Source organism: Arthrobacter sp. 01T419 (assembly GCF_056398865.1).
Genome location: NZ_JBFTQF010000012.1, coordinates 15,968 through 35,951 on the forward strand (window position 1 = coordinate 15,968; position 19,984 = coordinate 35,951).

The window sequence follows — 19,984 nt, forward strand, 5'->3', positions numbered from 1 at the left end:
GAAGGGCTCTCCGGCGCCCCGGCTCCTGCTCCCGGGCGACCCTCCTGCAGATCTAGGGCATTTTTCCCGAACGCTCGCTCACCTTTGGGGTCTTTCGGGCTTATAGGTGAGCGAGCGTTGCCGGGTGGGCGCTGGGTCAGGCGCGTTGGAAGACCCGCTTGCCGGCGAACCACGTTTGAAGGGTCTGGATCTTGCCGAGGGCCGAATGCTCCACCTCGAAGGGGTTCTGGTCGAGCAGGATGAAGTCTGCGGCCTTGCCCGGTTCCAAGGAGCCAAGCTGATCCGACAGTCCGAGCATTCTCGCGGGCGCCGTCGTGTAGCAGGCCAGCGCTTCTTCGAGGGTGATGGCTTGTTCGGGCCAGAGGGTTCCAGGAAATTGTCCCGTGGGGTCGGCACGGGTGATGAGCCCTTGGATGGCCTCCCAGACATTGGGGGAGACACTGACAGGCCAGTCCGAGCCGCCACCGATGGTCGCGCCGCTGTCCAGGAGGTCCCGGTTGGGCTGCATCTTCGTGGCCCGTTCCAGTGGGAGCACCGTTTTGATGGCCTCATAAATGACGCCAGGGAACCAGAGCGACGGCGAAATGTCCGCGCTGACGTCCAGTGCTGCGAAGCGGGGGAGATCGTCTTCGTGGACGAACTGGCCGTGGGCTATCTGGTATTTCGCCTCGTGGAACCCCTCGTCCCGGATGGTTTGGACGGCGTCGAGCACCATGCGGACCGAAGCGTCGCCCGTGCAGTGGATCTTGGCCGAGATCCCCGTCTTCGCGGTCCGCCGGAGCCATCCCACCAGATCTTCCGCAGGCATGGTGGTGTGGCCGGCGAAATCATGGGCGTGGTGCTCGTCCGGCAAGTAGGGCTCCAGGAAAGCTGCAGTGCGGGACGGCGGCACACCGTCGAGGAAGATCTTGATGAAGTCGGGACGATGGTGGGCGGTCCGGAATTCCTCACCCCTGGACACCAGTTCCTCGCCCAACGGGGTTGTACCGAAGATGAAGTCGTTGACCTGCATGGAACTGACCACCCAGGCCGCCAGGGCATCGGATTGGTCAAGGTGCCGCAGCGCTTCCATTATTTGAAGCGAGGTTGCTGCGTCCTGGAAGGTTGTGACGCCGTAGGAGTGGAGGATCTCGATGCCCCGGGCGCACGCACGTGCCATCTGTTCCAGGCTGTATCCCTGCGATGCTGCCACGACCCGTTCAACCAGCACGCCGCCTGCCTCGATCAGCACACCGGTGGGGAGCCCGGTAGCGGGGTCGCGGAGGATTTCGCCGCCTTCGGGATCGCTAGTGCCCGCATCGATCCCGGCCAATGCCATGGCGGCGGAATTGACCCAGCGGTTGTGTTTGCTGTCGTCCTTGAGGAGCACGGGCCGCCCTCCGCTGGCTTCGTCGAGCCGGGCGAGCGTGTCCAAGCGGGAGAGTTCCTCGAACAGGCCGCTGCCCCAACTGCCTCCAATGACCCAGGCGCCGGGCTCGAGGCTCGCGCTCCAGCGGGCAACCGTCTCCAGAATGGTGTCCACGTCATCGGTTGGAAGGAAGTTGCACTCGAACAGATCAGCGGCGCCCGCCAGGGAATGGTGATTGTGGACGTCGATCAGGCCCGGCATGAGGAAGGCACCGTCCAAGTCCACAGCTTCCGTGCCGGTACCCACAAGTGCCTCGGCGTCCTCGTCCAACGCCACAACCCGGCCATCGGAAACGGCCATGGAGCGTGCCCACGGGCGATTCGGGTCCTGCGTCCGGATGACCGCGTTGACGAAAATCTGCAGTGTCATATTGTTGTCCTTTGCTCGGTGAGGCCTGCACGCCCGGCAGGCAGTCGCTTTGATGAGGTCCGACGTCGGGCCCTGGCAGGGGGCGGAACTAGACTTCCGCTATTCCGAGGTAAGCGCGGTGCAGCAGGGCGGGGTCGGCCATCAGCGGTTCGGCCGGCCCGCCGTACGTTACCCGTCCGCCGGTCACCACGATGGCTTCGTCCGCAATCTTCAGGGCCAGCTGTGCGAATTGTTCCACCATCAGGATGCCGACACCCGAATCGGCGATGTGCCGGATGATGGGCAAGAGCCGCAGGAATACCACTGGTGCGAGTCCCAAGGACATTTCGTCGATCAGAAGGTACTTTGGCCGGGCAGCGAAGGCCCGGGCGAGAACTACCATCTGCTGCTCACCACCGGAAAGCAAGCCACTCGCCGAACCCCTTCGCTTGTGCAGCTCCGGGAAGAGCTCGAGGGCTTCATCAACACCGGCAGGAGACTTGGCCGTCAGTTCCAGGTTTTCTTGGACGGTCAGGGAGGGGAAGACGGTGCGGCCTTGCTCCACATGGACAAGTCCCAAACGCGAACGCTTGATCCTGGACAATTTGCCCAACGGAACACCATCAAGGGACATGTCCCCCTTGCTCGTGGAAACGATGCCCGAAATCGACTCCAGCAGGCTGGTCTTCCCTGCACCGTTCGGGCCAACCAACGTCAACAGGGACCCAGGTTTCACCACCAACGAGACGCCGGACACCACAGGACCGGAGCCCCTACTGACGCTCACGTCGTCGAGGATCAACTCGTTCATGAGACCTCCAATTCGCCCATGTAGGCAGTCATGACCTGCGGATTTGCGAGCACGTCGTCGCGCTGGCCGGATGCGATGACCTCGCCGAAATTCAGGACCACCAAGTCATTGCATACGGAGCGGACCATGTCCAGATCGTGTTCGATCAGCAACAGCGTGGTGCCAAAACGATCGGGCAGCTGGACCAACTGCTCGGCGAAGGAAACGTGTTCTTCGTGTGACAAACCTGCGGCTGGCTCGTCGAGCAGCAGGAGGCGGGGCGACGCCGCCATATTGGCGGCGACCTCGATCAGCCGGCGGGTCCCGACGTCGACCCTCGCCAGTTGCGTCGACGGCGGCGGGCAGTTGAAGAACGCCAGGAGTTCCTCGACGCGTTTGTCCGACGCCTGTCCGCGTGCGATAAAGCGGACGTAGGCGCCTACGCTGAGGGTGGGCGGCACGCGGTCCTGTTGGAAGGTCCTGCGGATTCCCAACCGGGCCCGCTCCATGGGCGAGAGCCCGTTGAGGGACTGGCCGGCCAACTGGATGGTTCCCTGATGCTGCGGCAGGAACCCGGCGAGGGCGTCCACCATCGTCGATTTTCCCGCACCRTTGGGGCCCATCAGGCCTGTGACGGAGCCCTCGGCGAGGTCCAGATCCACCTCGCTGAGCGCCGTCACCTGGCCGAACGTGACTGACAATCCGCGCACCGAAAGCAGGGCGCCGGCCCCCGACGCAGGCGAGCCCGACACCGACGCTGACGACGCCGGACGCCGCGCCGCCGTCGGTTTGGTCACCGCCGTCGGGACCGCCGCCGTCGGGACCGCCGCCGTCGGGCTGGTCACTTCCACGGACTTGCGGCGCCCCTGGGTCCTGCGCCACCACATGGCGCGAAGGTCGGCGCCGAGGTTGGAACCGGTTGTCAGGGACTGAATGCCGAGGGCGCCGAAGATGACAAATCCCCAGTCTTGCGAGATACCAAAGCGCTTGAGCAATTCCGGAACGAGCACCCAGAGGATTCCGCCGAGAACTGCCATGTCGATCAAGTAGGAGCCGGAGACGATGGCCAGGACATAGAGAGCCAGGGACTGGATGGTGGTGAAACTGCTGGGGTAAACGAGCCCCACTTGGCCCGAGAGCAGGCCGCCGCCGATTCCCGCCAAGAACGCACTCGCTCCGAATGCGGTCAGCTTGGTTACGGTCACGCTGGTCCCGGCCGAAGCAGTTCCACGCTCCGAGAAGGCAACGAATTTCCAACCGCTTCCCCAGCGGCTCGCCTGCAGAAAGTGGACCAAGAGGCTGCACAGTGCCAGGACAATCACGGCGAAGAGGAAGTACCTGCGGTCGCCGGGAAAAAGATCCGGGCGAGCCACTTGGATCCCCGTCTGGGTGCCAGGGAATTGGATCTTGCCCAGGGTCAGGTCTGCGGCAGCCGCAAAGCCGAGGGTGACTACCGCTAGGTTAACGCCCCGGAGGCGGAGTGCCGGAAGGCCGACGACGACGCCCGCCGCTGCCGCTGCCAACCCACCTAGCGGGAGCCACACCATCAGGCCGCCCGGGACATCCACGGAGTTAAGCGAGGACACCACCCAGGCGCCCACGGCGGCAAAGCTGAGTTGGCAGAGCGCCATCATTCCGGCACTCCCGGTGACAATGCCGAGGCCCAAAAGGGAGATCATGGCCACGATCGCGGTGGTGCCGAGGAAGACGAAGTAGGAGGGCAGCACCGCGCTGAGGAGCCAGCCGACCAGCACGCAGGCAACGGCGATCGCAAGGGGTTTCATCGGCCCCCGGGCCAGAAACGGGTTAGCGCGCAACATCCCAGACTTCCTTTCGCTGTGTCCACAGCAGGAAAACGACAATGATCAGGAACGGGACCCAGTAGCGGAGAACGGACATTTGCTCGAACTGGGCCAAGGCGCCCTGCAGCATGCCCAAGGCCAATCCGCCCACGACGGCCAGATCAAGCCTGCGGAAGCCGCCGAGCAATGCCGCGGCCGAGGCCGGAACAATGATGAAGGACAGGGAAATGGGGTCATTCGTCTGGGTCGGCGCCACGATGGACACCGCGGCCGCGCTGATGAGGCCCGTGCCTACCCATACGGCGATGCTCAGGCCCTTGGCCGGCACGCCCAGAAGTTCCGCCGTCGTCGGGCGTTCTGACAAGGCGCGCAGTTTGGTGCCGATCTTGCTTTTGGTGAGCAGCACATGGCATCCGACGGCGACTACAAGGGCCAGCGCCACCATGACAACCGTCACCTGGGTCACCACAACGTTTCCCACGCTGAATGCGGGCCCCGGAAGAAGGGATTTGAACGTCTTGGGCTTGCTGCCGAAGAGGATGAAGGACAAGGACACCAGAAGCAGCAGGGAGGCGACTGAAACTGCCGAGCGGGCTCCGATACCGGCTTCGGGAAGCCACTGCGCGATGATCCAGCCGATCAGCCCGGAGACGACGGCGCCGACGCAGACGCCCGCTGCGGTTGCTGCCCATTGGGGGAGGTGTTGCTCGGCGAAGATCACTGCCAAGTAGGCGGCGAACATGCCGATGGCCACTTGGGAAAAGTTCACGACCCGCACAAGTCTCGCCATGAGGGTCAAACACACGGCGATCACCGCGTAGAGTCCTCCGGCGGCCAGGCCGGCCAATGCGCCTTGGAGCATGGTGTCCCTTCTTTCTCTCAAACATGGGGGCAGAGTGCTGGTGATGGCCTTGGCGGACCATCACCGGCACCCTGCCAGAGACCGCTAGTTCTGGCGCATCCAGGTATCGGAGGCCTTGACCCAGGCCCCGTCCTTGAGCTGGACCGGCCATGCGGCCGTGTTGGAGCCGTGCTTGCCGCCGGGCCCGAAGACATACGGCGTGCCGACCATGGGGTTGTCGATCGGTTTCATCGCGAGTAACGCATCCGTGACGGACTGGCGCGTGATGTCACCCTTGATGCCCTTGAGGACCTCGATGAAGTATGTTGCGGCCAGGTAGCCACCTTGGGCGAAGGACGTCAGTGGAATGTTGTTCTTTTCCATCAGGGCGCGCCAGTCCTTGTTGGCGGCTTCGTTCGGGTCGGTGAATGGTGCGAACTCTGCCGGAACGTACACGCCCTTGCCAGCGCTGCCCGCGGCCTTGGCGAATTCGCTGGTGTAGGTGGACGTCAGGAACAGCCAGGTCACATCCGTCAGTCCTTGGGCCTCGGCGGCTTTGAGCAGGCCGATCGCGTCCGGCTCAATGGCGTTGATGAAGACGGCTTTGCAGCCGGAGTTCTTCGCTTTGATGACCTGCGGCGTGAAATCGGGGCTGCCCAGGGGAACGCTGTCGTCCAGGAATTTCAAGCTCTTGCCGGTCTTCTTGGACCAATTATCGATGGCCGCCTTGTACGCAGGGCCCGTGCTGCCCGCAATTTCCAGGAATCCGCAGATGTCCGTGAGTCCAAGCTTTTCAGAGCCGTACGTCAGGGTCATTTCGGTATCGAGGAACGGGCCGACATTGACGGGGGAGACCGCCGGGCTGGAGAAACATGCGGGGTCCACTCCGGTGCCTTGCAGGGAGAGGATCTTGTTCTGCTGGTAGTACTTGGCGTTGACATCGCAATCCAGCAGGCTGGCCGAGCCAACCATGGCCACGGCTTTCTTGGACTCGACGATGTCCCGGGCAGATTGTGAGGCGGTGGAGGGATCGCCCTTGTCGTCCGTGATGACGTAGTTGATCTTCTTGCCATTGATGCCGCCGGAAGCGTTGAAGGCATCGAAGACGGCTTTGGACGCAGCCGATGCCTCGGGGAACGTCGCTCCGCCGCTCAGCGCGTTGACAGAGCCTACGACGATGTCGCCTCCGCTCGCTCCGGCTGCGGACGCTTTGGTGCTGTTGGTGTCCTCGCCGCAGGCTGTCATCAGCAGAGCGCCGGCCACGGCGATGGCGCCGATTTTCGTCAGCTTGGAAATCATGAAGGCTCTCAATTCTCTCGGAGCGGCAATGCAGGTGAACATCGGCACTGTGGGATAGATCACTTCGGCGCGACGGTATGGTCCAGCGTAAATTGGCCCCGCGCGGGGGACTTGTCTGCGAGCGAACGCCACTTGTCCAAATCGGCACAGCTGCCGCGCGGAATCGGCACAGCTGCCCTCTCGTCCGGTCCCTCCCGCGACGCTCCTGCAGATCATCATGTGAATGAGCGTTCTGGTTTTGTGCCCTATAGGTGAGCGAGCGTTCCGCCCGGCGGCCCTAAAGGTGAGCGAGCGTTCGGGGGACCGCTACCGCCGTCGTGCGCTACCGCCGTCGTCCGCTACCGCCGTCGTCCGCTCGATGCGTTCACCGACAAGTTCCCTTCACTTGAAGCCAAGGCCGACGCGGCCACGACTGCCACGATGGTGTGACGGAATCGGGCAGGAGGAACCAATGGAGCTAGGGCTTGCGGGCAAGGTCGTGATCATCACTGGTGCGGCTTCGGGCATCGGGCGGGCATGCGCCCGTGCATTTGCCGCTGAAGGCGCCAGTATCGCCTTGATCGACGTTGACAACGACGCCGGCAGTTCCCTTCAGCGCGAACTGGCAGGCGGCGAACTGGAGGCCGGAGCGTCGTGCATGTTCGTGCGCGCAGACATCACCGATCCGACTCACATGGAATTCGCCGTGCAGTCCGTGGCGCATGCTTTTGGCGGGATTGATATCGCGGTCGGATGCGCAGGCATTTCGGGGCCGGTTGGGGTAGCTCTGCAGGAAGTGGGCGTGGCCGAATTTGAGCGCGTCATGAGCGTCAACGTGACGGGGCAGTTCCTGCTCGCTCAGCAATGCGCGCCATTTCTGAAGCTGTCTAACGTCGGTGCCATGGTGCTCCTGGCCTCGGATTCCAGCTTCGTCGCGGCCCCGGGAATGGTTCCCTACAATGCATCCAAAGGGGCCGTCCTGCAATTGACGCGAGCGTTGTCAGTGGAGTTGGAACCTGACGGGATACGTGTGAATTGTGTTTGCCCATCCGTCGTGGACACCCCGATGGCACGTGCCGACCTGGGGCACACCTCGGAGACCTTCGCGGCCCAGAAGTACCCCGTCCAGACCGCGGAACAGGTGGCCAACCACGTGCTTTACCTGGCCTCACCTGTGTCCGCACCAGTGAACGGGACAAGCCTTGTTTCCGACTACGGGTACCTGGCGCAGTCGTCATTTCCGGCCTGAAAATCCCTCAAAAGCGATAGGAACAGCATGACCTCGTACAACAACACCCTGGCGGGCCAAGTGGCATTGGTGACCGGCGGCGGTACAGGAATCGGCGAAGCGATCACCGCCCGGCTCATCCAGGAGGGTGCGAGGGTCGCCGTCGTCGGAAGGCGGCGGGAACCGCTTGACGCCGTGGCGGAAAAGCACGGCGCGTTGCCCGTCGTCGCGGACATGAGCGATTCTGCCCAAGCCCGGGCCGCCGTCGACGCCGTCGTCGCCGAGTTCGGCCGCCTGGATATGGTGATCGCCAACGCTGGCGGGCACGGCTTTGCCTCTGTTGCCGATACCGACGACGACGCATGGCAGGCAAGCCTCAATGCCAACCTGACAACGGCCTTCAAGACCGTCCGGGAAGCGATACCGCATCTTCGAACCTCTGCCGGCCGGGTGGTGATCGTTTCCTCGCTTGCGGGGCTTTTTGCCGGCCCCAATGTAGCGGGTTACACGGTGGGAAAGCACGCACTCATCGGCCTGACCAAGTCCTTGGCCAGGGATTACGGAGTGCACGGAATTCGGGTGAACGCGCTGTGTCCCGGGTGGGTTCGGACTCCCATGGCCGACGCCGAAATGGATCAGTTCGCCAAATCGGCCGGTCTGGCAGGGAGGGACGAGGGCTACAGCACTGTCACGGCCAATGTGCCGTTGCGCCGGGCTGCGGCTCCTGCCGAAATGGCCGGCGTGGTGAACTTTCTGGTGTCGCCGGACTCGTCGTACATCACGGGTGCAACAATTGTCGCCGACGGCGGAGCCCATGTCGTGGACCTGCCCACCATAGCGTTCGACGGCGTCCTGTAGCCCCCGACGCTCGCTCACCTTTGGTGCCCTTTTCCCAAACGCCCGCTCACCTTTGGCGGGAAAACCCGAAACCCTCCTGCACAAAAAAGATGTGATGGAGGGTTTCGGTTTGGGCCCTCAAAAGTGCAGGAGGGCCGGGAAAATGGCCGCTATAAGTGAGCGGGCGTCGGGTGGGGGCCTCGGGTGGAGGGCGCCGGGTGAGGGGCAGGGTCTAGCGTGTGGCGGCTTCGACGGCGGTCGTTTCGGTTTCGGCCATGGCTTTCCATTCGGCCACACGGGCCTGGTGCAGCGGCGACTTCCGGACCAGGGCGTAGGCCACGGCCAGGATGGCGAACCAGATGGGGGTCACAAGCAGGGCCGTGAGGGTGTCCGGCTGCGTCGTCAGGGCCCAGACCAGGAAGGCGAAGAAGGCGAAGACCACCCACACCATCACGATCCCGCCGGGCATCTTGAACGTCGACGCCTCGTGCAAGTGGGGCCGGCGCTTGCGGAACACAAGGTAGCTGGCAAGGATGATGGACCAGACGAACATGAAGCAGACGGCGGACACGGTGGTAACCATGTCGAACGCTGCGCCGATGTCCTTGCCCGCGTAGAGCAGGGCGACGCCGCCCAGCAGCAGCACGCAGGATAGGAACAAGGCATTCTGCGGAACCTTGCGGCTGGACAGACGGCCGAACACCTTGGGGGCATCGCCGTCGTTCGCTAGACCGAACACCATGCGCGAAGTCGAGTAAATACCGGAGTTAGCCGAGGACATGGCAGAGGTCAGGACCACGAGGTTCACCACGGTGGCCGCGATGCCCAGGCCGGCCAAGGAGAACATAGCGATGAAGGGGCTGTGGCCTGCCTTGAACTCGGTCCACGGGATGACGGACATCAGGATGATGAGAGCGCCGACGTAGAACAGCATGACGCGGACGGGGATGGCGTTGATGGCGCGGGGCAAGTTGTGCTCCGGGTTCTTGGTCTCGGCCGCGGCAGTGCCCACCAGTTCGATGCCCACGAACGCGAAGACCGCGATCTGGAAACCGGCCACGAAGCCCATGAATTCCTTGGGGAAGAAGCCGCCATGGCTCCAGAGGTTGGTGAAGCTCGCGGCTCCGGCGTCGGACGTGAAACCGGTGGCGATCATCACGATGCCAACAATGATCAAAGCGGAGATCGCGATGATCTTGATGAGGGCAAACCAGAATTCCGTCTCGCCGAAGGCCTTCACCGTGGGGAGGTTCAAAAGGAGCAGGATGGCGATGGTCGCGAGGCCCGGAATCCAGAGCGGCACGCCCGGCCAGAGCTCATTGGCGTAGCCGGCGATGGCGATGACGTCGGCCACCCCGGTCACTACCCAGCAGAACCAGTAGGTCCAGCCGGTGAAGAAGCCTGCCCAAGGACCAAGGAGGTCTCCGGCGAAGTCGCTGAAGGACTTGTAGTTCAGGTTGGACAGCAGGAGCTGGCCCATGGCGCGCATGACGAAGAACAGCATGAAGCCGATGATCATGTACACGAAGATCACGGACGGCCCGGCCACGGAGATGGTCTTTCCGGAGCCCATGAACAGGCCCGTGCCGATGGCGCCGCCAATGGCGAGCAACTGGATGTGGCGGTTGCTCAGTGAGCGCGCCAGATGTGGCTCGCTGTCTTTGCTGGAGGCAGTGCGTTGCCCCGTGGTTGTCTGGTCAGACATATGTGCATCCTTTGGGTGATTCGCCGCAATGGTGACGTGGCTAACAAATCTGCTAGTCCAAAGTAGCGCGAACCATCCAAGAAATTGTGATTGAACGTTTCACTCGAAATTCGTGAACACTCGTAAAACGAAGCCGCCAGCTTGTGTCAGGCTAGTGTTATGAGTCACGCAAATCCAGGAGTGAAGCCGCTGTTGAGCATGGTTCTGGACGAAGGAGTCTTCACGCTCCGCCGCGCCCATTGGGAAGACCTCCCCGCCATTCTGCGATTGCTCGCAGCCGATCAGTTGGGCAGCTCCCGCGAAAACGCCGAGGACGTCGGGCCCTACTTGCAGGCATTCCAGCAGATCAACGAGGATCCCGCCCAGTTGTTGGTGGTGGGCCACTTGAACGGCGCCTGCGTAGCAACATTCCAGCTGAGCTTCATCCCGGGCTTGGCGCGGAAGGGCTCGCTCCGCTGCCAGATCGAGGCCGTACGCGTCGCCGCCGAGTTGCGGGACCATGGCGTTGGCGCCGCAATGATGCAGTGGGCCATCGAGGAGGCCAGGAGCCGTGGTTGCACCATGGTCCAGCTCACCAGTGACAAATCGCGCAAGGATGCCCATCGCTTCTACGAGCGGCTTGGCTTCGTGGCCAGTCATGAGGGAATGAAGCTGGCGCTGTAACCAAGGCGGCCCGAAGCGGGCCTAAGCCAAGCCAATGGGTCACGCATCCCTTGATATTTAGGTTACCTAACTGTTAGGATACCTAAATATGACCATCAATCAAGCTGACGATGCGCTCCTTGCCCTCGCCCAATCCTTTCGGGAAGCCCTGCGGCAGATTGTCTACGTGATGCGCCGTCTGGATTCCGAGGAGCAACTCAGCTCGGCACAGCTCGGCGTCCTCAAAATGGCGCTCGACGGCGGTGCCCGCGTCGGAGGGATTGCCCGGAACCTTGGGGTCAAGGTCCCTAGCGCCACGGAGCAGATCATCAAGCTCGAGCGAGCAGGCCTTGTTAAGCGTGAAGCCGACCCGGACGACTCCCGCGCTGTCCGCGTCGCCGCGACTGCGGCGGGGCGTGCCGCCGTCGAGAACGCAGACCGCCGCCGCAACCAATACATCGCCGGGATCCTTGGAACCCTAAGCCAAGAGGAACGCGACGCCGTGGAGGCCGCCCTCCCGGTGTTCGACAAGATCAACAACTCAGTCCAGAACTGAACAAGCCAACAACCCAAAACTAGGAGAGCAGTCCATGAAAGGCCAGCTCGCAGAGCAACTGCAGCCAGCGGAAGAAACCCTCGAGGCCGAGAAGGCCTCGTTCCTCAAGCAGCCCAAGGCTGTGTGGGCCACGGCGATTGCCGCCGTCTTCGCCTTCATGGGCATCGGCTTGGTGGACCCGATCCTGCCGGCCATCGCCAAGAACCTCCAGGCCAGCCCCAGCCAAGTGTCGCTGCTCTTCACGAGCTACTTCCTGGTGACCGCCGTCGCGATGCTCGTGACCGGATTCGTCTCTTCGCGGATCGGCGGCAAGAAGACGCTCATGATCGGACTGGCCCTGATTGTCGTCTTCGCGTCGCTGTCCGGCTTGTCCGGTAGCGTGGGTGAGCTGGTCGGATTCCGCGCCGGTTGGGGACTCGGTAACGCACTCTTCGTGGCCACCGCGCTTGCCGTGATTGTCGGCGTCGCGAGCGGCGGAACCGGAACCGCGATCATTCTGTACGAGGCCGCCCTTGGCCTGGGCATTTCCCTCGGCCCGCTGCTCGGAGCACTCCTGGGCGGCTGGCAGTGGCGTGCACCGTTCTTCGGCACTGCGGTCCTCATGGCTGTTTCCTTCATCGCCTTGCTGGCCCTCCTGCCCAAAACCCCGGCTCCGGCCACGAAGGCACGGCTGCGTGACCCGCTCCTTGCCCTGGGCCACAAGGGCCTTCGCGCCACCGCTGCCAGCGCGTTGTTCTACAACTACGGCTTCTTCACCATCCTGGCCTTCACCCCGTTCATCCTGGGGATGGATGCCTACGGTATCGGCGCTGTGTTCTTCGGCTGGGGCGTGGCCGTGGCCGTATTCTCAGTCTTTGTGGCACCCGTGCTGCAGCGTCGCTTCGGCACCACCAACGTTCTGGTCGGCACACTCGGGGCCCTCTTGCTGGACCTCGTCGGGCTGGGACTGGCCGCGGGGCACTCGGTGACTGCCGTCGTCGTGCTTGTCATTGTGGCGGGCGCCCTGCTGGGCATCAACAACACGCTCTACACCGAACTGGCCATGGAAGTTTCCGATTCGCCGCGTCCCGTGGCTTCGGCCGGCTACAACTTTGTGCGCTGGATGGGCGGCGCGCTGGCTCCATTCGTCGCTGCGCAGTTGGGCGAGCACTTCGGCCCGCAGGTTCCGTTCTTCGCCGCGGCGGTCGCCCTGGCGTTCGCGATCCTCGTGGCCGCCGGCGGCCGCCGCTTCCTGAAGTCGCACGAACCGCACCTCGTATAACCAGCAATACCTCCCGAGTAGCGGTCCTGCGGCGCCGTCACGCCACGCAAACTTTAGCGCCGCCGTCGGGCACTCAACCGCGCGAACGCTGGAAACGGCAACGGCAGGCAGTCCAAAAGACTGCCTGCCGTGACGCGATCCGAACTTAGTGCGCGGAGACGGATTCCTTCGCTGCGGCCGTTGGGTCCGTCAGCTTCTTGTTCGGCAAGGCGAAGCTGATGAGGAACGCGAGGCCGGTCAGTGCCGCTGCCGTGAGCATCACGGTATCGATCGACTGCGCGAATCCCTCGGTGATGGGCCGGGTGAGCACCGGGTTGGCGTGGTGCAGCCAGCTGGTGTCATTCAGCGAATCGTTGCTGGCGCCGTTCTTGAAGAAGTCGTACAGCTTGGCGTTCGCGGGGTCCGCGGCAACGGCAGGATCCTTGAGCACCTTGAGATAGTCGGGGTTCCCGATGGCGTCCTTCATGCCCGAGGCGATCTTGTCGGCTGCCAGGCTGAAGAGCATCGAGATGAACACTGCGGTACCCACGGCGCCGCCCATGGAACGGAAGAACGCTGCGGTGGAGGTGCCCACGCCCATGTCCTTCGGCGGTACGGAAACCTGCATGGCGAGCGTGAGCGGCTGCATGCAGAAGCCCAGGCCCATGCCGAAGAACACGGCGATCAGGCCGGGAACCCACAGCCCGGTGTCCACCCCGAGCGAGAGGCCCATGACGATGGCGGCGGCAGTCAGGATGGCCGTGCCGAGGATGGGGAAGATCCGGAAAACGCCCGACGCCGAGATGGTCCGTCCCGCTGTAATGGAACCGAAGAGGATACCCACCGTGAAGGTGATCATCATGAGGCCGGCCTCGGTGGGAGTGAGGCCCTTGACCAGCTGCAAGTACATCGGGAGCATCGCGATGGCCCCGAACATGCCGATACCGATGATGAAGTTCAGCAGGGATGACAGTCCGAAAGTGATGTTCTTGAAGAGTCGCAGGGGGATCAGCGCGTAGTCGCCGGCACGCCTCTCAACCAGCAGGAACGCAACGATGCCTACGACGCCCAAACCGTAGCAGATCCACGAGTTCACGGAGGTCCAGCCCCAACTGCGGCCCTGTTCGGCCACAAGCAGCAATGGAACGATTGCCAGGGTGATGGCTGCCGCACCCCAGTAGTCGATCTTCTGCTTGACGTGCTTCGCGGGCAGGTGCAGGAAGAAGAAGACCACGGCCAAGGCGGCCAAGCCTATGGGCAGGTTGATGAAGAAGACCCAGCGCCAGCCGTCGAAACCGAGGATGTTGGACGAGCCGGCGAAAGCGCCGCCAACCACGGGACCCAGCACCGAGGAAACGCCAAAGACGGACATGAAGTAGCCCTGGTACTTCGCACGATCCTTCAGGGCAACGATGTCGCCGATGATCGTCAGTGCGAGGGCCAGCAGACCGCCGGCGCCCATGCCCTGGATGCCGCGGGCGATGGCGAGCTCGGTCATGGAATGTACGGAACCGGCGTACAAAGAGCCCGCCAGGAAGATCAGGATCGCGGCCAGGTAGAGCGGGCGGCGGCCGAAGATGTCGCTCAGCTTGCCGTACAGCGGAGTGCTCACCGTGGACGTGATGAGGTACGCCGTGGTGGCCCAGGCCTGCAAGGACAGGCCATCGAGATCGTTGGCGATCGTGTAAATGGACGTGGACACGATGGTCTGATCCAGCGAGGACAGGAACATGCCGAGCATGAGGCCCACCATGACGGTGAGCGTCTGACGGTGCGTCAGGACCTCACCGGCGGCCCGGACGGGCGTGGCTTTGGACATTGCTTCTCCAAGGGTGGAAGAAAAGGGGACTAAGCAGGATAGTTGCTTTCAGTAACTATCCTAATCGCTCCCGTATTCCCTGTCTTACCCGAATGAAGGCAAAATTGTCACCGCTCCACGAGAATCCCGTCAGGATCGCAGTAGATCAGGTTGCCGGGTTCGATGTGGACGCCATCGATCACCAAAGGGATGTCCACTTCTCCACGGCCCACTTTTGAGCTCTTCCGGGGGTTGCTTCCGAGGGCTTTGACGCCCAAAGGCAGCTTCGCGATCGCCACGCGATCGCGAATGGCCCCGTTGATGACGACGCCGGCCCAGCCGTTGGCGACGGCGCTCTCGGCGATCATGTCCCCCATGAGGGCGGTGTTCAGCGAGCCGTAGCCGTCCACCACCAGGACGGCGCCTTCGCCCGGGGTTGCCAGGACGGTCTTGACCAGGGCATTGTCCTCGAAGCACTTGATGGTGCGCACGGGCCCGCTGAAGTGGGAGACGCCGCCGAGGTCCTGGAACTGCAGTGAGATCGACTCAACATCTTCCTCACGCTCGTCGTAAAGATCGGCCGTGTTGATGGGGTTCTCTGGCATGTTCATCATTGTTCCTCCTCGGTCCGTTGGAGTTACCCTAACGCGTGGGGACTTACCCACGCGCGTCGGGACCGTGCCTTTATCCACATAGCTGCCTTGATCACAGCCGATCAGACTCCCGCAGCGCTAGGCTGAATCCACACGTTAAGCTGCTAGGGGAGCACCGTTATGAGCCTGTCCGATCTGCCCGGTTCACTGCCTGAGAGACCGGCGATGGATCCTCTTGGGCCTCACGATCCTCTAGGTGCGCAGGTTCCTCCAGGGAAACAGGGCGGCCCGACGACGGCGCTCGCCGAGCCCGTGCAGCGCGTCCGTTCGCTGTGGGTCACCGGAGTGGTGCTGGTCAATGTGGGCATCAACGCCGCGTTCTTCGGTCCCATCCAGGTGTTGTTAGGGCAGCAGGCCATCCATTTCGACGAAGGCCAGAAGGAAGCCATCCTTGCCCTCGTCACCGGGTGCGGTGCCGCAGTGTCCCTCGTGGCGAACCCCCTCTTCGGCGCCTTCAGCGACCGCACTACGTCCCGCTTCGGGCGCCGAGTGCCATGGGTGCTCCTTGGCGCCATCTTGGGCGCCGCAGCCTTGATAGCGCTGGCAGGCGCTCCCAATGTGGCAGTCATGGCCCTCCTGTGGTGCTTGGTTCAGGCCGGTTGCAACGGTGCGTATGCGGCCTTGACGGCGGCCATCCCGGACCGGGTGCCGGTGCCCCAGCGTGGCACGGTGGGCGGGCTTGCGGCCATGGGCCAGACCGTCGGCATTCTCGCCGGCGCGGTGATCGCGTCCGCCGTTTCGGGGAACTTTGCCCTCGGCTACATCGTGTGCGCTGTCGTGCTGCTAGCCGGCGTGGTGCTCTATCTTTTCAAGAACGACGACGTACCTCTCCCGGCGGAGACCCGCCCACCGTTTAAGCTGTGGACTTTCCTTCGGGGATTCTGGATCTCGCCGGTCAAGTACCCGGACTTCGCGTGGGCCTGGTTGACGCGCCTGCTGGTCAATATCGGCAACCATATGGTCACGCTCTACTTGCTGTTCTTCCTCAAGGATGCCGTGCACCTGGAGGAGACCCAGAACCTCAAGCCTGAGTTCGGGGTCCTCATCCTCACAGGGCTCTATGCCGTGATGGTGATCGTCACGAGTGTGGTGGGTGGTGCCATCAGTGACCGCATGGGCAAACGCAAACCGCTGGTGATCGTCTCGTCGGTCGTCATTTCGATAGCGGCCTTGGTCCTTGGCTTCGATCCCACCTGGACGGGGGCCATTGCGGGTGCGGTGGTGCTTGGTATCGGGTTTGGCGCTTACCTGGCGGTCGACTTTGCCCTCATTACCCAGGTGCTGCCCACTGCGCTGGACCGGGGCCGGGACCTTGGCGTCATCAATGTGGCCAACTCTCTGCCGCAGGTGCTCGCGCCTCTCATTGCCTACCCCTTCGTGGCGTTCTGGGGCGGCTACGTGTCGTTGTATGTGGCCGCGGCTGTCATCGGCTTGCTGGGTGCGGTATTCGTGGTGAAAATCAGGGGCGTCGCGTAGCCCTGGAATCCTCTCTCAGGGAACTGACATTTTGCTGCCGTATCATTGTCAGGACGCGCCCGGCCTTTGGGGGGCCGCGCTTCCCAGAACGAAGCCCACACCAACAGAACGCCGGAAATGTCCGAACCGAACTCCTTGGAACCGTATTCGCTGGATCTGGCTGCGGGGCTGCCCCAGATGGCAGCTGCTCCCACCACGCCGAGACAGCTATTGCGCTACGCCCGGATATTGAAGACTGCCGCAGGATTCGCCCAGCGGCAGTTCGATACTGTGAGTCTTTCGGACGTATCCACCAGGGCCCATGTTCCGCTCGGGACCCTCTACCGCTACTTTCCCTCCACGGTCCATCTGATGCTCGCGGTCTACCGGCAGCAGCTCCGGGAACTCAATGATGCCAAGCCGGCATCTTCGAGGTGCAGCCAGCAGGAGCTCACAGGACTCGGCATGGAGATTTTCCACATGCGGGTCATGCAGCCCGCCGTCGAACACTGCCTTTCCCGCACGTGGGACACCCGCGATGGCGACATCCCCGTGCTTTTGCGAGATATTGAAGCGCTCTCCGCGGAGATGGTCACGGCAGCAATCGGCGATGCCGGCAAGGCCCGGATCCTGCTGCACGTGGTCAGTGGTCTGGTCCAGTCGGTCAATTGCCGCCGGATCTCGCTTTTCGACGCGGAGAAGGACCTCAAGAACGCCTGCAAGCTCTTTGCGGACGCGTAGCTTTTCCGCAAATTGGCGTAACCGGTCTAGACCACAATGACCAAAAGTATGTATTTATAGCTGGATGTCTCTAGTCTTCCTATCAAGCACCTGTCTACGAAGTCAGGCGCTAAGCGGCTAGCAGCCCATATCCGCAGGAGTTTCACCGCACGGACCAGCCACCCTTGGTCCGTCACCGAAGCCTCTACACCTGCCCGAATTGTGCCGTGGGTTCACGGCTAGCCTGAGGAGACAACGACGTGTCCGTCGAGACCATCACCCCTGAACAGAACCTGACTGCCCTGGCGCTGAGCGAAGAGGAAATCTTCACTGCCCACGAAGGCGGTAAGCTTTCCGTTTCCAGCACCGTGCCGCTCTTGAACAAGCGTGATCTTTCCATTGCCTACACCCCCGGGGTTGCCGAGGTGAGCCGCGCGATCCATGCCAACCCGGAGCTTGCCCGCACCCACACCTGGGCCGAGCGCCTCGTGGTGGTTGTTAGCGATGGTACGGCCGTCCTGGGTCTTGGCAACATCGGTCCCAGCGCCTCCCTCCCGGTCATGGAAGGAAAGTCCGCGCTTTTCAAGGCCTTCGGTGATCTCGATTCCATCCCCTTGGTCCTCAACACCACCAACGTGGACGAAATCATCGAGACCCTCGTCCGCCTGCGTCCGAGCTTCGGTGCGGTGAACCTCGAAGACATCTCCGCGCCCCGCTGCTTCGAACTCGAAGAGCGTCTCATCGAAGCCCTCGATTGCCCCGTCATGCACGATGACCAGCACGGCACCGCCGTCGTGGTTCTGGCAGCCTTGACCAACGCCGCCAAGGTGACCGGCCGTGAACTTGAGGGACTGAAGGTTGTGGTCTCTGGTGCGGGTGCCGCGGGCATCGCCGTCTCCGAGATCCTGCTGACCGCGGGCGTCAAGGACGTCGTCATTCTGGACTCCAAGGGCATCATCAACGCCGAGCGCGCCGATCTGGTGGCCGATTCGGGCAGTGTCAAGGCCCGCTTCGCCCAGCGCACCAACCCCCGTGCCCTTACCGGTGGACCCGCCGAAGCCCTGCAGGGCGCCGACGTGTTCATCGGCGTTTCCTCGTCCAAGCTGGCTGAGGAACACCTGAAGCTCATGAACCAGGACTCGATCGTGTTCGCGCTGTCCAACCCGGACCCGGAAGTCCTGCCCGAGGTTGCCGTCAAGTACGCCGCAGTCGTGGCCACGGGCCGCAGCGATTTCCCGAACCAGATCAACAACGTCCTGGCCTTCCCCGGGATTTTCCGCGGTGCCTTGGACGCCGGTGCGCGCAGGATCACCCCGGCCATGAAGATCGCCGCGGCCCGCGCCATCGCCGCTCTGGCCGAGGAAGACCTCTCCGCCGAGTACATCGTGCCCAGCCCCCTGGATTCCCGCGTTGCTCCGGCGGTCACCGCGGCGGTTGCTGCGGCCGCTGAGTAAGCCGGGCGTTTAGCCCCACGTGCCGACGACGGCGACGGTCCCGCGCCTGGGGAGCGTCGCCGTCGTTCTTTGCTTAGCCCGCTCTGGCCGCAGCCGGAGCGCCATCAGTTTTGTGAGCGCTGGCGGTAGCGACGGGGAGTTTCCCCGGTGTCGTTGAGGAAATGCCGATTGAAATTGGACAGGTTCGAGAAGCCCACTTCGTAGCAGATGTCGGAAATGGCTTTATCGCTGTGCTCCAGCAGGCGTCGCGCATGGGCCAGCCGTAGCTTGCGGACGAGGTCGCTGAAGTTCTGGCCTGTGGAGCGTTTGAAGTATTTGGAGAAGGTCGGTTCGGACATTCCCACCATGGCCGCAGCCTCGGACAGTGTCACGCTGCCGGCGTGATTGCTGAACACGTATTCGAGGACGATGTCCACAACGGCCGCGGCCTGGCCGTCGAGTTGGGGCCTGAACCATTCGTCGGCAAGGTAGCGGCGTTCCTCCTCGGGTGCGCGCGCAAGAATCGAAAATACTTCAAAGAGGTGGTGTAGGCGCTCCAATCCGGTGGATGTTCCCATTGCCTCGATGGCCGCGGCTGCGGCTGTGGCTGACCTTCCCAGGAACTCGATCCCGCGTGCGGACTGTTCCAGCAGGGGAAGTACTTCGGCCATTTCCGGAATCGTGGCGGCTGCGTGTTCGACCCATTTTCCGTCGAACTGGATCACGGCGTCCCGGTTCTCCAGTACTTCGCCGGGCCCAAGGTCGCTCACCCAGTCATGCGGCAGGCCCGATCCCACCAGGGACACGTGCCCGGCCTCGAATGTGCCGATGTGGTCTCCGACGATGAATTTGCCGGTGCCTTTCCGGATGAGGTGGATCTCGTATTCGGGGTGGTAGTTCCAGCGTGCCAACGGGCTGGGATAGTCATGCTCGTGCCACCGGACTGAGTGGTTTGGGTCGGCCGGGATGACCTCCCTGTTGGCACGCATGCCTAGGAGCCGTTCGGCGAGCCTTGCCGCCGCCCCCTCGCTCGGGGCCACCGCGCTCATAGCGTTTCTCCATGCTCTCGACTTTTATGAATTCTGGACAGCATCCCTAGGCCTCTTCCCCTAGATTAGCGCCTTCCAGGCACGCTCGCTGGAAAATTAGTATCAGAAACTGGCAACGCTGGCGCTAGTTGTGCCCTATGACACACGCCTAATCTTGAGGAACAAAGCGCGGCGGATCGGATTCCCGATCTGAGGCCACGC

17 protein-coding genes are annotated in these 19,984 nt (G+C 63.0%); 8 read left to right on the forward strand and 9 right to left on the reverse strand.

The genetic code is table 11. The features are described from left to right. Positions 1–136: 136 nt before the first annotated feature. The 5 genes from AC1DLO_RS16385 to AC1DLO_RS16405 all read right to left on the reverse strand — a co-directional run bounded on the left by AC1DLO_RS16385 (position 137) and on the right by AC1DLO_RS16405 (position 6,488). The gene (locus tag AC1DLO_RS16385) at positions 137–1,777 is read right to left on the reverse strand and encodes an amidohydrolase (RefSeq protein ID WP_476890689.1); all 1,641 of its coding nucleotides are present in this window, start codon (positions 1,775–1,777) and stop codon (positions 137–139) included. An 88-nt stretch (positions 1,778–1,865) separates the two neighbouring features. Next, positions 1,866–2,567 (reverse strand): ABC transporter ATP-binding protein, encoded by a 702-nt coding sequence (locus tag AC1DLO_RS16390; protein ID WP_476890690.1) that lies wholly within the window; start codon positions 2,565–2,567, stop codon positions 1,866–1,868. After that, complete coding sequence (locus tag AC1DLO_RS16395) at positions 2,564–4,366, reverse strand: branched-chain amino acid ABC transporter ATP-binding protein/permease (RefSeq protein WP_476890691.1); 1,803 nt, start codon at positions 4,364–4,366, stop codon at positions 2,564–2,566. Before AC1DLO_RS16395 ends, AC1DLO_RS16390 begins: the two co-directional genes overlap by 4 nt. Further along, positions 4,353–5,210: a branched-chain amino acid ABC transporter permease gene (locus AC1DLO_RS16400; RefSeq protein WP_184740290.1), complete on the reverse strand. Its 858-nt coding sequence runs from the start codon at positions 5,208–5,210 to the stop codon at positions 4,353–4,355. Before AC1DLO_RS16400 ends, AC1DLO_RS16395 begins: the two co-directional genes overlap by 14 nt. 84 nt (positions 5,211–5,294) lie before the next feature. Next, positions 5,295–6,488 carry an ABC transporter substrate-binding protein gene (locus AC1DLO_RS16405; RefSeq protein WP_476890692.1) on the reverse strand — a complete coding sequence of 398 codons (1,194 nt, stop codon included), beginning with the start codon at positions 6,486–6,488 and terminating at the stop codon, positions 5,295–5,297. Positions 6,489–6,939: 451 nt separating this feature from the next. Here AC1DLO_RS16405 and AC1DLO_RS16410 point away from each other — a divergent pair, with 451 nt between their 5' ends. Both AC1DLO_RS16410 and AC1DLO_RS16415 read left to right on the forward strand, forming a co-directional pair. Then, positions 6,940–7,716 (forward strand): SDR family NAD(P)-dependent oxidoreductase, encoded by a 777-nt coding sequence (locus AC1DLO_RS16410; protein WP_476890693.1) that lies wholly within the window; start codon positions 6,940–6,942, stop codon positions 7,714–7,716. A gap of 27 nt (positions 7,717–7,743) precedes the next feature. After that, positions 7,744–8,553 carry an SDR family NAD(P)-dependent oxidoreductase gene (locus AC1DLO_RS16415; RefSeq protein WP_476890694.1) on the forward strand — a complete coding sequence of 270 codons (810 nt, stop codon included), beginning with the start codon at positions 7,744–7,746 and terminating at the stop codon, positions 8,551–8,553. 211 nt (positions 8,554–8,764) lie between these two features. Here the strand turns inward: AC1DLO_RS16415 and AC1DLO_RS16420 are convergent, their stop codons facing one another. Continuing rightward, on the reverse strand, positions 8,765–10,237 hold the full coding sequence (locus AC1DLO_RS16420) for an amino acid permease (RefSeq protein ID WP_476890695.1): 1,473 nt from the start codon (positions 10,235–10,237) through the stop codon (positions 8,765–8,767). Positions 10,238–10,396: 159 nt separating this feature from the next. On the opposite strand from AC1DLO_RS16420, the gene AC1DLO_RS16425 reads away from it, so the two are divergent. From AC1DLO_RS16425 to AC1DLO_RS16435, 3 genes are all read left to right on the forward strand, one after another. After that, the gene (locus AC1DLO_RS16425) at positions 10,397–10,900 is read left to right on the forward strand and encodes a GNAT family N-acetyltransferase (protein ID WP_184741529.1); all 504 of its coding nucleotides are present in this window, start codon (positions 10,397–10,399) and stop codon (positions 10,898–10,900) included. 88 nt (positions 10,901–10,988) lie between these two features. Beyond that, the gene (locus AC1DLO_RS16430) at positions 10,989–11,435 is read left to right on the forward strand and encodes a MarR family winged helix-turn-helix transcriptional regulator (protein ID WP_476890696.1); all 447 of its coding nucleotides are present in this window, start codon (positions 10,989–10,991) and stop codon (positions 11,433–11,435) included. A gap of 34 nt (positions 11,436–11,469) precedes the next feature. After that, positions 11,470–12,696, forward strand: coding sequence for an MFS transporter (locus tag AC1DLO_RS16435; protein ID WP_476890697.1), 1,227 nt, complete (start codon positions 11,470–11,472; stop codon positions 12,694–12,696). 145 nt (positions 12,697–12,841) lie between these two features. Here AC1DLO_RS16435 and AC1DLO_RS16440 read toward each other — a convergent pair whose 3' ends face one another. Beyond that, positions 12,842–14,494: an MDR family MFS transporter gene (locus AC1DLO_RS16440; RefSeq protein WP_476890698.1), complete on the reverse strand. Its 1,653-nt coding sequence runs from the start codon at positions 14,492–14,494 to the stop codon at positions 12,842–12,844. Positions 14,495–14,601: 107 nt separating this feature from the next. Then, the gene (gene rraA / locus AC1DLO_RS16445; RefSeq protein ID WP_476890699.1) at positions 14,602–15,087 is read right to left on the reverse strand and encodes a ribonuclease E activity regulator RraA; all 486 of its coding nucleotides are present in this window, start codon (positions 15,085–15,087) and stop codon (positions 14,602–14,604) included. A gap of 159 nt (positions 15,088–15,246) precedes the next feature. Here rraA and AC1DLO_RS16450 point away from each other — a divergent pair, with 159 nt between their 5' ends. The 3 genes from AC1DLO_RS16450 to AC1DLO_RS16460 all read left to right on the forward strand — a co-directional run bounded on the left by AC1DLO_RS16450 (position 15,247) and on the right by AC1DLO_RS16460 (position 18,755). Continuing rightward, positions 15,247–16,602, forward strand: a complete 1,356-nt coding sequence (locus tag AC1DLO_RS16450; protein WP_476890700.1) for an MFS transporter — start codon at positions 15,247–15,249, stop codon at positions 16,600–16,602. Between the two features lie 117 nt (positions 16,603–16,719). After that, positions 16,720–17,322, forward strand: a complete 603-nt coding sequence (locus AC1DLO_RS16455) for a TetR/AcrR family transcriptional regulator (protein WP_184741523.1) — start codon at positions 16,720–16,722, stop codon at positions 17,320–17,322. Positions 17,323–17,561: 239 nt separating this feature from the next. Next, complete coding sequence (locus tag AC1DLO_RS16460; RefSeq protein ID WP_476890701.1) at positions 17,562–18,755, forward strand: NAD(P)-dependent malic enzyme; 1,194 nt, start codon at positions 17,562–17,564, stop codon at positions 18,753–18,755. Positions 18,756–18,859: 104 nt separating this feature from the next. On the opposite strand, the gene AC1DLO_RS16465 is transcribed toward AC1DLO_RS16460, so the two are convergent. Next, positions 18,860–19,783: an AraC family transcriptional regulator gene (locus AC1DLO_RS16465; protein WP_476890702.1), complete on the reverse strand. Its 924-nt coding sequence runs from the start codon at positions 19,781–19,783 to the stop codon at positions 18,860–18,862. Positions 19,784–19,984: the final 201 nt, after the last annotated feature.

Coding starts and splice junctions, on each gene's coding strand:
- AC1DLO_RS16385 (WP_476890689.1), bottom strand. CDS start 1,777: ATGACACTGCAGATTTTCGTCAACGCGGTCATCCGGACGCAGGACCCG.
- AC1DLO_RS16390 (WP_476890690.1), bottom strand. CDS start 2,567: ATGAACGAGTTGATCCTCGACGACGTGAGCGTCAGTAGGGGCTCCGGT.
- AC1DLO_RS16400 (WP_184740290.1), bottom strand. CDS start 5,210: ATGCTCCAAGGCGCATTGGCCGGCCTGGCCGCCGGAGGACTCTACGCG.
- AC1DLO_RS16405 (WP_476890692.1), bottom strand. CDS start 6,488: ATGATTTCCAAGCTGACGAAAATCGGCGCCATCGCCGTGGCCGGCGCT.
- AC1DLO_RS16410 (WP_476890693.1), top strand. CDS start 6,940: ATGGAGCTAGGGCTTGCGGGCAAGGTCGTGATCATCACTGGTGCGGCT.
- AC1DLO_RS16415 (WP_476890694.1), top strand. CDS start 7,744: ATGACCTCGTACAACAACACCCTGGCGGGCCAAGTGGCATTGGTGACC.
- AC1DLO_RS16420 (WP_476890695.1), bottom strand. CDS start 10,237: ATGTCTGACCAGACAACCACGGGGCAACGCACTGCCTCCAGCAAAGAC.
- AC1DLO_RS16425 (WP_184741529.1), top strand. CDS start 10,397: ATGAGTCACGCAAATCCAGGAGTGAAGCCGCTGTTGAGCATGGTTCTG.
- AC1DLO_RS16430 (WP_476890696.1), top strand. CDS start 10,989: ATGACCATCAATCAAGCTGACGATGCGCTCCTTGCCCTCGCCCAATCC.
- AC1DLO_RS16435 (WP_476890697.1), top strand. CDS start 11,470: ATGAAAGGCCAGCTCGCAGAGCAACTGCAGCCAGCGGAAGAAACCCTC.
- AC1DLO_RS16440 (WP_476890698.1), bottom strand. CDS start 14,494: ATGTCCAAAGCCACGCCCGTCCGGGCCGCCGGTGAGGTCCTGACGCAC.
- rraA (WP_476890699.1), bottom strand. CDS start 15,087: ATGATGAACATGCCAGAGAACCCCATCAACACGGCCGATCTTTACGAC.
- AC1DLO_RS16450 (WP_476890700.1), top strand. CDS start 15,247: ATGAGCCTGTCCGATCTGCCCGGTTCACTGCCTGAGAGACCGGCGATG.
- AC1DLO_RS16455 (WP_184741523.1), top strand. CDS start 16,720: ATGTCCGAACCGAACTCCTTGGAACCGTATTCGCTGGATCTGGCTGCG.
- AC1DLO_RS16465 (WP_476890702.1), bottom strand. CDS start 19,783: ATGAGCGCGGTGGCCCCGAGCGAGGGGGCGGCGGCAAGGCTCGCCGAA.